Below are 13641 nucleotides of genomic sequence, written 5' to 3'. Positions count from 1 at the left end.
ATGTACTAGCCATACTGCCTGCGCCTGTCAACCAGGCTCAGCCCGCCTTGAACCAGCGATTCCATAACCGCTGCAACGGGTGCAACCGCGCTCGCGCCTCCTGCTCTCTGCGGGCATCGGCACAGGTGGAGCAGAGCACCATGCCCTTCAGACGCCGGTAGTGCTGGGCGGATCGCTCAATGAACGTGCCGCAGCCTTTGCACGGAAAAATCGGACTCATCCCACCAGCCGAATCAGGTGCGCAGATGGCTCAGCACGGCGCCGAGATCCATGTGTCCACGCCAGTAGAGCCCGAGCATCAGGGGCAGCACCGCCACGACGAGCACAGAAAAAAGGATCGAGAGGGGGAAACGGTTGTCCATGACGGCATTCTCGTGGGATCCACTCGCCGATGTGTCTGCATCGAAACAGGAAACCCGCACGTCCATGGCCACAAGGTTTCACGATCCGTTACAGTCGTTGAAACGTTCCTTAACGTCTCATGTCCGACACCACTTCCCGCTTTGGTTTCGTTGCTTTCGCCGAAACCTGGAACGGCCGCCTGGCCATGCTCGGCTTCGTGATCGGCCTGGGCACCGAGCTGCTCACCGGCCAAGGCATCCTCACCCAAATCGGACTGGGCTGAAGCCATGACCAACACTCCCGCGAACGAGAAGTGGTACTGGAATCGCGCCACTCAGCAAATCCACATGGAGCAGCTGAAGCGCGTTGAACTGTTCAACGGCCGAGCAGCCATGCTCGGCATCGTGATCGGGATCATCACTGAAGGGCTCACCGGTTCCGGCATTGCCCATCAGATCGGCTTGGGTGCACTCGTGGATGGCTACGCCGCCTGCCGGACCCAATTCCTGCCGTTCTGCTTCTGAAGCTTCAGACGATCGTCTGACCCCATAAACCCGGGCTAATACCCGGGTTTTTTTGTGCTCAGGAGAGATACCAGCGCAGTAGCGCTACCACCTGACCAGCCGGTCCGTAGCCGGTGAGCCACTCGCCGATCAGAGCGGCGGCAAAGCCCAGCATCGCCACCCGGCCATTGAGTCGCTCCACTGCAGCCAATGCGGTGGTGTTCCAAGGGCGCCGCGTGGTAAGCCCTTCGCCAAAGGCTTCCAGTGGTTCGTAGAGATAGTCGGGTTTTGCCACGCTGACGGATCGTTGGGGGCCAAGGCTATTGCCCCGCTCGGATCAAACGACGGGGCTCGACGAGATCTGGCCCCGGGCAATGCCCTCCAGCAACAGGGCGTGATCATCCTGCGCCCACTGGGCATGCTGAGCCACCACATCACCGAGCCGCTGGGCAAACGCTTTCGGCGCCCCGAGATCCGCCGCAATCGCTCGGCGATCACCGCTGCGGGCATGGGCCTTGGCCAAGGTCCAGCCGCAGAGCCTGGCGTAATCCTTCAGGCCGTCGGCATTGAGGCACTCCACCTCCACAGAGCCTTTCCAATCACGGAAATGGCGCCAGTAAAAGTCGTGATGGAGCAGCGAGCGAGTCCACCCCAGAAACACATCACTCGCGGTTTGCAGCAACCGCTGACCTTGCACCACCCGTTCACCTTGATGCTCCGGCGCCGGCCCCGATAGGTAGGGCGCCAGCACCGAGCCCACCGCCTGCTTGCTCTGGAGCACCAGCACGTCGTCGGCGGATTCCCCCATAAACAACCCCACCGCACAGCGGGTGCCCACCGAACCCACACCCACGGCCTTGAGCGCCGCATCCACCAAGCGGTAACGCGAGAGCAGATGACGCATGTCAGCGCGGAGCGTGTCTTTGTAGCTCTCGAACAGATGCTCCGCCCACTCGCGCCAGTGCAGCCCCCCGAGCAGACCAGGCGGTAATTCCACATGCCGCCAGAGCAGCGGCGGGTCGTGGCGAAAGCGCAGCCCACCATTGGCATCGGCTTCACAGAGCTTGCGCACGGCCTGCCGGCTATCGCGATGGAGAGCGGCGGCCACCACATGGCGCAGGTGCTCGCGGAAATTGCGGCTGCCACGCTCCTTGATCAAGGCCTCAAGCGGCAGCCGCGCCACCCACATCGGCATGAACGGCATGGCAGCGAACTGATGCATCGCCTTGGCATAGGAACGCAAAGCCCGGCAGCAGATGGCCTCCTGCTCGGCATCACCGATGCCATTGCTGCGGGCAGCCAGCAAAAAGCTGGTGGCCAAGCGCACCACATCCCACTCATAGGGGCCTGGGAATGTTTCGTCGAAATCGCTGATGTCAAACAACAACTGGCGCTCCGGCGAGCCGAAAAACCCGAAATTGAGCAGATGGGCATCACCACAGAGCTGCACCAGCAGGCCTGAATGGTTGTGGCGAGCCAAATCGGCCGCCATCACGGCCGCCGCACCGCGGAAGTAAGCAAACGGGCTCTCGGCCATGCGGCTATGGCGCACCGGCAGCAGCCACTCCAGGCGCTGCGTCTCCTGATCCAGCAGCAGCGTGAGCGGGTCACGCTGCATCGCGCCGGAAACCACCATCCACTGCTGCATCAGCTGCCTTCAGGATGGCAACGAGACAGAAGGCCTGGCCACAATGGTCACCGCCGCTCATCACCGTGGACACGTCCAGCCTGCGCGCCCTCTTCAGCAAGCCTTACGGAGCACCAGCCCCAAGCGCCGAACAGTGGCGCGCCGCCTACAGCGAAGCGGTGATCTTTGAAGACCCCACCCAACAACAACAAGGGCTCGATGCCTACCTGGCAGCCCAGGAGGGATTGCTAAAACGCTGCGATGACGTGCTGCTGAAGCCGCTCTCGATTGCCCTGGAGGGCAACACAGCCTTTGTGGAGTGGGAGATGGGCCTCAAGATCAAGGGCATTGAATTCATCTATCCGGGAGCCACGCGCTTGCTGCTCAACGACGAGGGCAAGATCGTGGATCACCGCGACTATTTCGATTTTGTGGGCCCCACCTTTGGCCCCGTGCCCGTACTGGGTGGGTTCGTGCGCTGGCTCTACAAGCGTTTCGTGAGCTGAATCAGCCAGGTGGGTTGATGGCCACAAAAAAGCCCCGCCGAAGCGGGGCTCAGTGATCAACACCGAGGCTGGATCACTTCTGGTAGCGAATGCCGCGATAAGCGAGGGCATGGTGCTGCTGAGGAGCAGCCTGCTTGGCTTGCTCGTACTTCTGGCCGCGATAGGTGAGGGTCATGGTTGTTGTCCACAGACAAGTCCAGGTCCCCGTTCCATGGCCTGGATCGAACTGCGCCTCGCAGAAGCAAGGTGAACGCTTTTGTAGCAATTGCTACGAGCACAGTCTGGGGCCGCGGCCGATCTAGGGGCGTTCACGCCGCTACCGTTCAAGCCATCCGATCGGGTTTGCACGCATTTCGTTACGTTCACAGCCTGCGGGATCAGGCGGCACTCAGCCAGACGTGAACAGGTTGATCACCGCCGAGATCACTGTTGAGTAGAAGAGAAAGCTCACCACAGAGTGGAACAGCACCACGCGCCGAATCGAGCTGTCTTCGAGGTTGGTGTCGCTCATGGCGTAGGTGAGCCCCACCGCATACGCCACGTAGAGAAAATCGGTGAATTCGGGCTCATCTGACCCTGCGAACACGAACCCCTGGGGATTCGGGCCGTCTGCCGATGGTAAAGGGTTGAGCCTGAAATATTTCTTGGCGTAAAAGATCGCAAAGCCGTTATGCATCTGCAACCAGGACCCAAACAACGAAGCGAAGTAGATCAAGGTGCGCCAGTCTTGAGGCAACACCGACTGAGTGCTGTGCACATCACGCACGCAGAGGCTGAGCAGCCCCACGCTGATGAAGGTGAAGATCACCGTGCGCTCAAGCAACAAAGCTCGGCTCGGTAGCCAGCGGCCGAAGATCTCGCGTGTCTCGCGGGCGTTCACCCGAAAAGACTCCAAAAAAAAGAGGGTCTGATCGAAGGCAATCGCCGCCAGGAAGCCGATCGGGAAAGCTTCTCTAAGGCGGAGTGGCTCCACCAACACCAGGGTGACCACGATCCCAACCGAGAGCGACCGTAGAAAGCGGCTGCTATCGCGGAAACAGGCTGGATGCGATGGACTCACAGCACAAAAGCCCAGATTTCGGCACACTAACCAGCATGACTTGCACTGCCACCCCCGCTGAGGTGATCCAGGCCCTTCAAGAGGGCAACGAGCGCTTTCGCCAGGCGCGCTCCATTCACCCCCATGCGAGCCAAGCACGACTGCATGAGCTGGAGGCCGGCCAGACCCCGCAGGCGGCCGTGCTCACTTGCTCGGATTCACGCGTGGCCGTGGAGTTGCTGTTTGATAGCGGCTTCGGTGATCTGTTCGTGATCCGCAACGCCGGCAACGCCTCCACACCCGGCAGCCTGGCCTCGGTGGAATACGCCGTTGAAGCCTTGAACGTGCCGGTGGTGGTGGTCATGAGCCACGCCGGTTGCGGTGCAGTGGGGGCCGCGTGCTCCCCCGAGCATCTGCTCACGCCAAACCTGATGGATCACGTGGGGCACATCCGCAACGGACTCAAAGCCGGTGGGCTGGCTCTGGTGCCCCCGGTGGATTTGGCGGCGGCCTACACCCTCCATTCCAAGATCACAGCGCAGGAGATGATCAAGAGCAGCGCTCTGCTGCGAGAACGTTTAAACAGCGGTGAGCTCGAAGTTCACGCGGCTTGCTTTGAGCTGCACAACCTCGAGGTCAAGTGGCTGGGAGCGCAGCTCGGGGCTTAATCCGGCTCACCAGTTGGTGGTGGCTCCAGGAACTGGCCCAGTCGATCTTGCGGCCCACAGAGGCGCCCAGGCGCGTACCCAGCTGAGCCCCCCACTCATGCCCGCCGCTGAGGCCACGCCCCAAGCCGGCCATCACCGTTTCGGTGACTCGCTCACCCGCTTGATCTTCACTCAGGCTCACGAGCCAGCTCAGACGACCAACCCCCTTGGCACGGCCGCGGTTCTGAATCAAATCCTCCACGGCTTGCCCGGCCACGATCGAGCCAAGTGTCATGCCAGCCACGGCCCCAGCGGGCCCGGCTAGGGCCGCTCCGATGGCAGCACCAGTGCTCCAGCCGGCCTCCTCACCGAGTTTGCCGCCGATCTTGCGGATCGTTACGGCACCAAGATCGCCCTTGCGCAAAGGGCTCTCGCCGTCGGCAAGCTCCCCTCCCGCCACCGATCCCACCACCGATCCCACCAGGGCACCGCAGGCTCCAGCGAGCAAACCAACCCGCGGCCCCAGCAACCACGCCCCCAGCAACCCCGCCCCGCCACCGAGCACCACCTGGCCCACTGTGGCGCCGATGATGTTGCCGCCGATCTGGCGCGTCATCCGCTCCCAGGTGGAAACGGGAGCAGAGTCGTGGAGGCGGCGATCCACCAAGTGGCAGCCGAGATCGGAGAGAGCCAGCTGCCAGCGCAGCGGCGAGCAGCCAGCGACCAGTTCAATCACCACACTGCGGCTGGCCTGGCGCAGCTGCACGGCCTGCACCCAAGGCTGAGCCGAAAGGGCCGCCACCAACTCCCTCAACACCTCGACCGGTCGGTCGGCTGAACAACGCAACCGCAGCCGCTGTGGTGTGGAGTGCATCAACTGGAGAGGCAACGCGTCCACCGTGAGCTCCCGATTTGTGTGGTCTGGCTCACACCATGCTGCTCAATCCAAGCCGCGATAGGGCATGAGCCGCTCGCGAGCGTTACTCTGCCGCCAACACATCAACTCTGATTCGTCATGCTGGAGCTCGAAACTCTGCTGGCCTTTGGTCTCGGTGCGGGACTGATGGCACTGGCGCCCGTGGTGGCGGCCGTAGCCGGCAAAGACAGCAAAATCACCGGTGCCGTGAGCGGCACCGGTCGCAGCATCACCAAGCAGGGCCTGAAGATTGGCCTGGTCGTCGCCGACAAAACATCCAGTGCCGTGAAAGGCATCAGCCGCGGCCTGGCCGAGGTGGGCGAGAGCTTTACCGATGTGCTGGCCGAAGCCAAAGCCGATCTGGCCCAGCCTGGTAAGGCCGCCAAGTGAGTCGATCCGGAGCCGTTGGTGCGCTGGCTATTCGCCATCAGCTACCCCATCGGCTCCGGCTTCATTGCACCCAAGGCCTCACGCCAACTCAGCTGGAGCTGATGAGCTCCGTTCTGGAGCGCCTACACCCCGGCATTCAGGTTCGAGCAACAGCCCACCGCCAGGGCGTGGTGATCTGCCATGAGCCGGATGTGGTGATCTGCCCTGCTCTGGTTGCGGGCCTCCTGCAAGCCGCCCTGGAAGCTCAAGCTGTGCATGGTCCAGCCGCGCCTCCTACCCCCATGGATCGGTGGTTGGGGCAAACCCGGCAAGGGTCGATCAAAGTGCTCATGGCCTTGGCGATTGCAGGCTGGGCCCTTCCGATCCTGCCGGGCACACCATTTTTTCTAATGGCCTGGTGGCTGGGTTGGCGGCCTGAAAAGCGGGCGGATTCAGACGAAACGCAACTCGAGCCAACCCTGCTCCAAACGGGCGCCTGAGCACTGCCGCTCCTGCAACCCATCAGGAAGGCTCACAAGCTTGCGCTGCCCGCCCACAATCAATACCAAAGTGGCGCCGCACTGCTGCACGTCGAGCTCGGCCTTGGTGACCCCTGGTAGCGGCAACCGCACCATGCTTGCAGCCGCATCAAACCGGCTCTGCAAACGCACAGCTTCGAGATGAAGCAACGCTGAGGCAGCGTCCATGCTGAAGGGATCGGAGAGCTCAACGCCTGGAAGTTGCTGGGGCCACCAACTCGGAGGGTCGGCCAACACAGCCCCAGCTGCAGGGCCATGCAAACCCAGCCGATTGGGCATAAAACCGCGCATGCAGAGGCAGCTGAGCCGCTGACGCAGCAGCTCGGCCTGCGTGTCGGCGCATTCCAAGGCCAGGCTGAGCTGCCAGGGCCCATCCACGGCGAGCAGGGCAGCCATGTGCTCGAGCCGCTGGCGCCAACGCTGATCCAGGCGCAGGCTGCCTGCGGAGGGCAACCGCAAACGCAGCACCAGTTCAAAACTGGCCAACGTTTGGCGGGTCTGATCCCACCAGCTGAGCAAGGGCTCCAGGAGCGTCTCCACCAAGGCTGGGCCAGTGCGAGCCAGCTCCAGCAACGCCATTGCCTCAGAGGGGGCCGGCAGCAGCACTGTGAGCTCAGCGTTCTGCTCCAAGGCTTCCGCCAGCGCCAGGCAACGCAGCAGCATGTCGACCCCAGGGAGCGGCGGAATCAGCAAGGGCTGCAACGCCTGCAGCTCGAGCAACTGCAACCAATCGGCCAAGCGCGGCTCTAGTTGCTGCCAGAGCCCAAGCGCATAGGGCACGGCGCGGTAGGTGTGCAGCTCAAGCTCAAGCTCAGGCAGCAGGGCTGCACGCTGCGAAAGCCATTGCTCGCCGCTGAGATCCAGCACAGCACCGCGGCCCTGGGCGGCTACAACAGCGCAAGCCAGCGAGGGCAGATCCGCGCTCACGAAATGCAGTTGGAAGCGTTGCAAAAGCATTGACACTTAACGGTGTGCTGATCCATGCCGCCATGCAGCAACATCGCGCCGAATCAGCTTTACACTCAGCCACAAATTGATAACCCTTAGCGCAGTGTTCGAGCTCGAAACCGCCCTTGCCTTCGGCGTTGGCGCCGGCCTCGTGGCCATGGCGCCCATGGTGCGCCGCATGGGCAATCACCAGCTCAGCGACTCGATGAGCACTGTGGGCAAATCCATGGCCAAGAACGGCATCAAGGTGGGAGTGACGGTGGCGGGCGTGGCTGGCACGGCAGCCCGCAATGTGGCTCGCACGGCTGCGGAGGCGGCTGAATCGTTTGTGGATCTGGTGGCTGAAGCCAAATCTGAGATGGATGAGAGCGGCGCAGCGAGCGACGCTGCTCCTGCCAGTGAGAAGGCGATCACCAAGGTGAAGGTCGACTGACTCAGCCCACGCGCACCTCTTGCCTCTGATTCCTTCTCGCTTCCGACACCGTGCTCGCTGAATCGCCCCGCCTGCCCCATCTTTCCGTTGTGCCTGTTGCCAAAGGCAGCTCGGTCGTAACGGGTTACACCGTGGAGCAGGTGCTGCACCACGGACCTAAGCGGGTGCGCTTCCGCGTTGGCGGCTCCACCAACAGCTGGCCCAAGCTGCAGCAGGCTCTGAGCCAGGCCAGCGAGGTGAAGCATGTACGCCTCAACAGCGTCGCCGGCTGCTGCGTTGTGGAGTTTGACCAGCAGGCCGGGGTGGATCCGCTGCAGTGGCTGAAGCAGCTGCCCGGTGCCTTGCCTGCGCTCGAACAGTTGGCTGAGAAACCCGCCAACAAACCTGCAGCCAAACAAGCCGAGAACAGCGGCAATGGCGAAGACGACGAGAGCTTCGTGCCCAGCCGGATCATCCTGCCGGTGAGCTCCTTGGCCCTGGCCCTGCTGGCCGGCCCCCTGGCGCTACCCCCGCTCGCGGTAGCGGGCTTCATCTTGGTGTCAGCCCACCTCAGCTTCAAGCGTGCCTGGCAGGGCCTGAAGGAAGAACGCAAGATCAACGTTGACTTCCTCGACGCACTTGCCGTAACCCTTCACAGCCTGGAGGGTTTCCTGCTGGGCCCGGCGATGATGATCACGATGATCGAAGGGGGCGAAGCTGTGCGCGATGCCACCCAGCGCATCGCCCACTCCGCCAATACCGATCTGTTGGCCAGCCTGCAGACCGATGTGCGTCTGCTGGTGGATGGCGCCGAGGTGATCGTGCCGAGCACCAGCCTGCAAATCGGCGATCGCATCGCGCTCTTCCCCGGCGATCAGATCCCAGTGGATGGCCGCATCGAAAGTGGCGAGGGTTCACTCGATGTGGTGAAGCTCACCGGTGAATCTGTGCCCCGCCACGCCGGCCCTGGCGATGAGGTGCTGGCTGGCTTCATTCTTCTCGAAGGCAACCTCGTGGTGGAAACCCAAGCCGTGGGTGAAGCCACCCGCGTGGGTCAGATCACCGCGATGATTGAATCGGCCCCGGTGTACGACACCCGTGTCGGCAACGTGGCGGGCAAGGTGGCCAATCGCTTCGTGCTGCCCACCCTGGCCTTGGCAGGCCTCTCGCTCCTACTCAGCGGCGGCAACGTGGCCCAGGCCGCTTCACTGCTGATGTTTGATCTGGGCACCGGCCTGCGTGTGTCGGTTCCCACGGCGATCATGGCGGCCCTCACCCGGGCTGGCAGCCAGGGCCTGCTGATCCGCAGCGGCCGTTCGCTTGAGCAACTCGTCGACATCGACGTGGTGGTGTTCGACAAGACCGGCACCCTCACCCAGGGCCATCCCTCGGTGGTGCATGTGGAAGTGGTGTCTGGTGCCCACTCGATCAACAAGTTGATGCAGCTGGCGGCATCAGCGGAGCAGGGCCTCAACCATCCAGTGGCTGAAGCGATCGTGAAGCACGCCGAACACCTCGGCGTGCAAGCCGATGCCTGCGAAGCCTGGGATTACCGCATCGGCCGTGGCGTGGCTGCCACCATCGCCGGCCACCAAGTGCTGGTGGGCAATGCCAAGTTGCTGCGCGAAGAACAGCTAGAGCCGGCCACACCGAGCGTGGATCCGGAGCTTGAAACGGCTACCCCTGTGTATCTGGCCGTGGATGGCAAGGTGGTGGCGGTGATCTATGCCGCTGACGCCCTGCGCCCGGATAGCCAGGCGATGGTGGCTGAACTGCACCGCCGCGGCATCCAGGCCCACATGCTCACCGGCGATGTGAGCAGCGTGGCCCATGCCGTGGCCAAGCGGCTGGGCCTACGCCCAGAAGAGGTGCATGCCGATGCCTTGCCTGATGAGAAAGCCAGGCTCGTGCAGGAGCTCAGCCTCCAGGGCCACAAGGTGGCCTTCGTGGGTGATGGCATCAACGACTCCGCCGCTCTGGCCTACGCCGATGTATCGATCTCCTTTGCCTCCGGCAGTGATCTAGCCCGCGAAACGGCCGACATCGTGCTCACCAACGACAAGGTGTCGGATCTGATCGTGGCTCAAGACCTGGCCCGTGAAACCTTCGGCCTGGTGAAGCAAAACATCGGCATCGTGGGTGTTCCGAACCTCTCGGCGCTGCTGCTGGGCACCTTCCTGCCCGTGAGCCCAATCGCCGCCGTAGTGCTCAACAATGGCTCTGCCCTCGTGGCTGCCGCCAACGCCATGCGCGTGCTTGGCTTTAAGGGCAAGCAACTGGCCCCAGCCAAGGTCACTGCAACGCCGGCCCCGGCCCCAACTCCGGCCAGCGAGCCTGCAGCTCCCGTGATCGAGACGCAGGAGCAGCAGCAGCCTGAGGCCATCAGCTTGTCGGCGCTCTCAAAGCGGTTGGGTGTGGCACACCAGAGCATCACGGCACGACGCAAGCGCGGCGATTTCGGCAGCTGGATTCAGTCGCTCGATCCCGCTGGCTATGCGTGGTCGTATTGCCATCGCTCCAACAGCTATCTGCGCGCAACGGCCTAAGCCATGGTGTCGACTTGCGCAGAGCTGGTGCATGCCCTACCGAATCGGTGGCGGTATCGGCTGCGCAGCGCAACGCCGATTCAGTGGGATCAACTGGAGCAGCAGCTTGGGGCAGCTCTCCCCCCCGGCCAATGGCGCTGGCGCCTCAACCGCCACTGCAGCACCCTGCTCTTGGAAGCCAACACCTCTGCTCCGCACCAGCAACAACAGGGCTGGCAAAGCCTTGTAGCAGCTCTCGCGCGCAGTGGCGCCACGCCACCTCAACCCGATGTGGTGCAGGTGCGGGTGCAGGTGGTGCGTGAGTGGCCTTCGCACCTCAGGCACTGGTTCCTGGCGCCGGCCAACCTGGCCAGCTTTCTGGCCGCTAGTGGGCTGCTGGGCTTAGCGGCTTTCTTGTTGCTCGCAGGGATCGTGGGGTTGATCCTGCCGCTCGCACCGGGATTTCCTCTGTTGTTGCTGGCGTTTGTCCTGGTGGAAACCGCCTTCAAGCTGCGGCGCCCGTTTACCGCTGCCCCTGCACTCTGACGTGGTGGACATGGTGGCGTTGGCATCGGTGGCTTCGGCCTGGGAGATCCGCAGCGATCTGCCAGGCCGACTGAGGCTGCGCTGCCAAGGGCTCAGTGAATCGGAAGCCCTGCGGCGCCACTGCCGCACGGTGCTCACAGGCTGCCACTGGCTCGAGGGCTTCCGAATCAACCCCATTGCCGGATGCCTGAGCCTTCGATTCCCGGCCAGGCGCCGCGAGGGGCTCAACGCCCTGTTGCAGCTGGCCCTCACGCTTCCCCACGGCTTCACCTCCCTGCAAGACATCACACGGGGCAGCCGGCGCAGCCAACGCAGTGTGCGCCATGCAGCACTCTGTGCCGGACTCCTCGGAGTGGATTGGCTGGTGGGGGTGCCGTTGCTGGCCTTGCAGGCAACAACAGCCCTCTTGATGGTGCCGGTGTTGCTGGAGCTGATCCGAACTCTGCGGCGCCGGCGCGTGGTGCCGGTGGAAGCGCTGGATCTGGGCTTCAGCGCTGTGCTGCTCCAGCAAGGGCTTCCGAGGGAGGCTCTGATGGATCTCGCCCTCGATGACGGCAGCCAAATCCTGCAAGAGGCGAGCCATCACGAACTGAGCCGCGCCGACTACCGCAATCTCATCACCCGGCTGGCCGAACAGGAACGGGCGCGCACAGCAGAACCTGGAGGATGCGACAAACCCATCGGCCAGCTCTGCAAGGGAGAACGGATCCTGCTAGAGCCGGGCGATCCGGTGTTCGTGCCCTGCCGGATTGTGAGTGGTGCGCTGGTGGCCATCAACCGACAGCTCACCGGCGATTGGCATCCGCACCAATTCCGTCCCAGCGATGCAATGGAGCCGGGCTGCCTCGTGCTGTCGGGCACAGCAGAAGTGGAGGTTGTGCAGGCCTTCGCCGACTGCCCCTTGTTCCAACTACCCCCACCGCGGCAGGAACAAAGCAAGCGGTTGGGATGGCAAGCCGGCCAGCGCTTCATCAACCCGCTGCTGTTTGCCCTTGGTAGCTTCTGGGCGGTGCGCGGCGCCAGTGAGCAGGCCCTGGCGGCGTTTCAGTTCAATCCGATCAACGACTGGGAAACCAGCCGCAACGCCAATCGCCTCGCAGCGGCCACCGAGCTGCGTCTGCATGGGATCAACATCGCCAACCCGGATGTGTTCTGCGATCTGGGGCAGATCCAACGTCTGCTGGTGAGCCACAGCTGCGCGGAGCGGCTCCTTCAACTCGAGATCATGGAAGCCCCCGCTCCCGATAGCGGGCTCCGCCGCGGCGAGTTGGTGCGGATCCTGGCCGGCGTGCAGCAGTGGCTGGTGCAAGACAGCACCGTGCCTCTGTGGAACGCGCAACTGGAAAACGTGATCAATCCGATCCCGGTGAAGCATCTTGAACTAAACGATCTCAACCAAGAGGGCTGGCAGGTTGAGCTTGAGGACGGCCGCCAACTGCAAGTTGTGATGGGCAGCCGACCTGAGGCCTCAGGCCTGAGCCGTGGCGTGGTGGTGGAACCCCTGGAATTCCGTGAGAACGAGCGCTGTTTGGGCACCGTGAACCTTCAACGCACCCCCAATCAGAACTGGGAGCAAGTACAACAGCAACTGGAGCAGCTGGGCATTGCCGTGGAAGTGGTGGGCCGCTCCGTGAATGATCCAGCCGAGGCCAGCGAACGTCTGCAGAAGGTGGAGGCATACCAGGCTGGCGGCCAACGGGTGGGCTACATGGGTGATGTGATCCACGACCTCCCCGCCTTGACCAGAGCCGATGTGGCCATCGGCCTTGATTTTGATGAGGCCGGGATGCTCACCAACAAGCTTTGCGATCTGTCGTTAAGCCGAGATCCCCAATGGCTGCCAAGGTTGGTAGTACTGAGCAGGAGATTAAAAGACACCGCTGATGGCAATGCCGTCATGATCGGCCTCACCCATATGCTGTCATCGGTGGCCACAGCCGGGATGGCGATCAGCCCGCTGCAAACAGTGCTCTTGGCCGATATACCCCTGCTCCTGGCGGAGCTGCGCAATATCAATAGTTTCCGCAGCCATACGCGCGAATCCTTCTAGCTAGCTCACCATGAGATTGGTGACCATGCTAAAGATCGTTGAATAGAAGAGGAAGCTCACAATCGCCTGAAGGAGCACAATGCGCCGGGCCACGCCATCTTCAAGGTCAACATCGCTCATGGCAAAAGTGAGAGCCACCGAATACGCAACATAGAGAAAGTCAGTAAACAGAGGCTCATCAGAGCCAGGAAAGATAAACACCTGAGCCTGATCGCCATCTGCTGCAGGCTCAGGATTACCTGCAAAATATGTTTTGGCGTAAAACACCGCGAAGCTGAGATGCAACTCCAGCCAAGTGGTAAATAGTGCTGCAAAGAACAAGCTGACGCGCAAGGGTGGCGGCAACAGCCCCTGCCCTAATTTCACATCATGCACGCAGAAGCTGAGCACCAACACGCTCAAGAAGGCCAGAAACACCGTGCGGCGCAACAGCCGCTTGCCATTCGGCTGCCAGGTGGAGAACACCTGTCTGGTGCGCTGAGCATCTAGCCGCAGCGAGGCCTGCACCATGCGCAACAGATCCACCAGCATGGTGAAGAGGATCGACAGGGTGAGTGCCTCAGCGGGGTGCAGCTGGGCCAATAGCCCCACCACCATCACTGCGGTGCCAAACACCAAAGCCCGTAGGCCTCGGCCCAGATCCCCAAAGGCGACCGGATGTTGGGCCATGGT

General features: G+C 62.7%; 19 protein-coding genes. 10 read left to right on the top strand and 9 right to left on the bottom strand.

The annotated features are described in order from the left end of the window. Positions 1 to 37: 37 nt before the first annotated feature. Together KJJ24_RS01430 and KJJ24_RS15030 are read right to left on the bottom strand one after the other, a co-directional pair. Entirely contained in the window at positions 38 to 220 is a 183-nt protein-coding gene (locus KJJ24_RS01430) for a hypothetical protein (protein WP_214340333.1), read from the bottom strand. 13 nt (positions 221 to 233) lie between these two features. Next, on the bottom strand, positions 234 to 362 hold the full coding sequence (locus KJJ24_RS15030; RefSeq protein WP_256437245.1) for a hypothetical protein: 129 nt from the start codon (positions 360 to 362) through the stop codon (positions 234 to 236). Positions 363 to 481: 119 nt separating this feature from the next. Here KJJ24_RS15030 and KJJ24_RS01425 point away from each other — a divergent pair, with 119 nt between their 5' ends. Then, positions 482 to 625: a chlorophyll a/b-binding protein gene (locus KJJ24_RS01425; protein WP_214340331.1), complete on the top strand. Its 144-nt coding sequence runs from the start codon at positions 482 to 484 to the stop codon at positions 623 to 625. 4 nt (positions 626 to 629) lie between these two features. Then, positions 630 to 866, top strand: a complete 237-nt coding sequence (locus tag KJJ24_RS01420; RefSeq protein WP_214340329.1) for a chlorophyll a/b-binding protein — start codon at positions 630 to 632, stop codon at positions 864 to 866. 58 nt (positions 867 to 924) lie between these two features. On the opposite strand, the gene KJJ24_RS01415 is transcribed toward KJJ24_RS01420, so the two are convergent. Together KJJ24_RS01415 and KJJ24_RS01410 are read right to left on the bottom strand one after the other, a co-directional pair. Further along, on the bottom strand, positions 925 to 1140 hold the full coding sequence (locus tag KJJ24_RS01415) for a chlorophyll a/b-binding protein (RefSeq protein ID WP_214340327.1): 216 nt from the start codon (positions 1138 to 1140) through the stop codon (positions 925 to 927). 42 nt (positions 1141 to 1182) lie between these two features. After that, entirely contained in the window at positions 1183 to 2481 is a 1299-nt protein-coding gene (locus KJJ24_RS01410) for a DUF2252 domain-containing protein (RefSeq protein WP_214340325.1), read from the bottom strand. 26 nt (positions 2482 to 2507) lie between these two features. On the opposite strand from KJJ24_RS01410, the gene KJJ24_RS01405 reads away from it, so the two are divergent. Next, positions 2508 to 2978, top strand: coding sequence for a nuclear transport factor 2 family protein (locus KJJ24_RS01405; RefSeq protein ID WP_214340323.1), 471 nt, complete (start codon positions 2508 to 2510; stop codon positions 2976 to 2978). Between the two features lie 73 nt (positions 2979 to 3051). Here the strand turns inward: KJJ24_RS01405 and KJJ24_RS01400 are convergent, their stop codons facing one another. Beyond that, entirely contained in the window at positions 3052 to 3153 is a 102-nt protein-coding gene (locus KJJ24_RS01400) for a DUF4278 domain-containing protein (RefSeq protein ID WP_214340321.1), read from the bottom strand. A 213-nt stretch (positions 3154 to 3366) separates the two neighbouring features. Next, complete coding sequence (locus KJJ24_RS01395) at positions 3367 to 4038, bottom strand: DUF1345 domain-containing protein (RefSeq protein ID WP_214340319.1); 672 nt, start codon at positions 4036 to 4038, stop codon at positions 3367 to 3369. Between the two features lie 35 nt (positions 4039 to 4073). Here KJJ24_RS01395 and KJJ24_RS01390 point away from each other — a divergent pair, with 35 nt between their 5' ends. Then, entirely contained in the window at positions 4074 to 4685 is a 612-nt protein-coding gene (locus KJJ24_RS01390) for a carbonic anhydrase (RefSeq protein WP_214340317.1), read from the top strand. On the opposite strand, the gene KJJ24_RS01385 is transcribed toward KJJ24_RS01390, so the two are convergent. Beyond that, entirely contained in the window at positions 4654 to 5538 is an 885-nt protein-coding gene (locus KJJ24_RS01385; RefSeq protein ID WP_214340316.1) for a hypothetical protein, read from the bottom strand. The two genes, KJJ24_RS01390 and KJJ24_RS01385, sit on opposite strands and share 32 nt — an antisense overlap. A 141-nt stretch (positions 5539 to 5679) precedes the next feature. Here KJJ24_RS01385 and KJJ24_RS01380 point away from each other — a divergent pair, with 141 nt between their 5' ends. Both KJJ24_RS01380 and KJJ24_RS01375 read left to right on the top strand, forming a co-directional pair. Then, positions 5680 to 5970 (top strand): hypothetical protein, encoded by a 291-nt coding sequence (locus KJJ24_RS01380; protein WP_214340315.1) that lies wholly within the window; start codon positions 5680 to 5682, stop codon positions 5968 to 5970. A 101-nt stretch (positions 5971 to 6071) separates the two neighbouring features. Further along, the gene (locus tag KJJ24_RS01375) at positions 6072 to 6449 is read left to right on the top strand and encodes a hypothetical protein (protein ID WP_214340314.1); all 378 of its coding nucleotides are present in this window, start codon (positions 6072 to 6074) and stop codon (positions 6447 to 6449) included. Here KJJ24_RS01375 and KJJ24_RS01370 read toward each other — a convergent pair. Then, positions 6402 to 7445: a hypothetical protein gene (locus tag KJJ24_RS01370; RefSeq protein ID WP_214340313.1), complete on the bottom strand. Its 1044-nt coding sequence runs from the start codon at positions 7443 to 7445 to the stop codon at positions 6402 to 6404. The two genes, KJJ24_RS01375 and KJJ24_RS01370, sit on opposite strands and share 48 nt — an antisense overlap. 94 nt (positions 7446 to 7539) lie before the next feature. Between KJJ24_RS01370 and KJJ24_RS01365 the strand changes: the two genes are divergently transcribed. From KJJ24_RS01365 to KJJ24_RS01350, 4 genes are all read left to right on the top strand, one after another. Next, a complete protein-coding gene (locus tag KJJ24_RS01365; RefSeq protein ID WP_214340312.1) occupies positions 7540 to 7869 on the top strand; it encodes a hypothetical protein in 330 nt (109 codons plus the stop codon). 89 nt (positions 7870 to 7958) lie between these two features. Next, positions 7959 to 10394 carry a heavy metal translocating P-type ATPase gene (locus KJJ24_RS01360; RefSeq protein ID WP_250544845.1) on the top strand — a complete coding sequence of 812 codons (2436 nt, stop codon included), beginning with the start codon at positions 7959 to 7961 and terminating at the stop codon, positions 10392 to 10394. Positions 10395 to 10397: 3 nt separating this feature from the next. Next, positions 10398 to 10919 (top strand): hypothetical protein, encoded by a 522-nt coding sequence (locus tag KJJ24_RS01355; RefSeq protein WP_214340310.1) that lies wholly within the window; start codon positions 10398 to 10400, stop codon positions 10917 to 10919. Positions 10920 to 10929: 10 nt separating this feature from the next. Further along, the gene (locus KJJ24_RS01350) at positions 10930 to 12969 is read left to right on the top strand and encodes a hypothetical protein (protein WP_214340308.1); all 2040 of its coding nucleotides are present in this window, start codon (positions 10930 to 10932) and stop codon (positions 12967 to 12969) included. Here the strand turns inward: KJJ24_RS01350 and KJJ24_RS01345 are convergent, their stop codons facing one another. Next, the gene (locus tag KJJ24_RS01345; RefSeq protein WP_214340306.1) at positions 12970 to 13638 is read right to left on the bottom strand and encodes a DUF1345 domain-containing protein; all 669 of its coding nucleotides are present in this window, start codon (positions 13636 to 13638) and stop codon (positions 12970 to 12972) included. Positions 13639 to 13641 lie beyond the last annotated feature (3 nt).

The organism is Synechococcus sp. LA31, assembly GCF_018502385.1.
Taxonomy (GTDB): domain Bacteria; phylum Cyanobacteriota; class Cyanobacteriia; order PCC-6307; family Cyanobiaceae; genus Vulcanococcus.
Note: the sequence above shows the minus strand (reverse complement) of the source record. Positions and strands in the feature narration are given on the sequence as shown.

Coding starts and splice junctions, on each gene's coding strand:
- KJJ24_RS01355 (WP_214340310.1), top strand. CDS start 10,398: ATGGTGTCGACTTGCGCAGAGCTGGTGCATGCCCTACCGAATCGGTGG.
- KJJ24_RS01385 (WP_214340316.1), bottom strand. CDS start 5,538: ATGCACTCCACACCACAGCGGCTGCGGTTGCGTTGTTCAGCCGACCGA.
- KJJ24_RS01405 (WP_214340323.1), top strand. CDS start 2,508: ATGGCAACGAGACAGAAGGCCTGGCCACAATGGTCACCGCCGCTCATC.
- KJJ24_RS01375 (WP_214340314.1), top strand. CDS start 6,072: ATGAGCTCCGTTCTGGAGCGCCTACACCCCGGCATTCAGGTTCGAGCA.
- KJJ24_RS01420 (WP_214340329.1), top strand. CDS start 630: ATGACCAACACTCCCGCGAACGAGAAGTGGTACTGGAATCGCGCCACT.
- KJJ24_RS01400 (WP_214340321.1), bottom strand. CDS start 3,153: ATGACCCTCACCTATCGCGGCCAGAAGTACGAGCAAGCCAAGCAGGCT.
- KJJ24_RS01430 (WP_214340333.1), bottom strand. CDS start 220: ATGAGTCCGATTTTTCCGTGCAAAGGCTGCGGCACGTTCATTGAGCGA.
- KJJ24_RS01345 (WP_214340306.1), bottom strand. CDS start 13,638: ATGGCCCAACATCCGGTCGCCTTTGGGGATCTGGGCCGAGGCCTACGG.
- KJJ24_RS01350 (WP_214340308.1), top strand. CDS start 10,930: ATGGTGGCGTTGGCATCGGTGGCTTCGGCCTGGGAGATCCGCAGCGAT.
- KJJ24_RS01410 (WP_214340325.1), bottom strand. CDS start 2,481: ATGGTGGTTTCCGGCGCGATGCAGCGTGACCCGCTCACGCTGCTGCTG.
- KJJ24_RS15030 (WP_256437245.1), bottom strand. CDS start 362: ATGGACAACCGTTTCCCCCTCTCGATCCTTTTTTCTGTGCTCGTCGTG.
- KJJ24_RS01380 (WP_214340315.1), top strand. CDS start 5,680: ATGCTGGAGCTCGAAACTCTGCTGGCCTTTGGTCTCGGTGCGGGACTG.
- KJJ24_RS01390 (WP_214340317.1), top strand. CDS start 4,074: ATGACTTGCACTGCCACCCCCGCTGAGGTGATCCAGGCCCTTCAAGAG.
- KJJ24_RS01425 (WP_214340331.1), top strand. CDS start 482: ATGTCCGACACCACTTCCCGCTTTGGTTTCGTTGCTTTCGCCGAAACC.
- KJJ24_RS01370 (WP_214340313.1), bottom strand. CDS start 7,445: ATGCTTTTGCAACGCTTCCAACTGCATTTCGTGAGCGCGGATCTGCCC.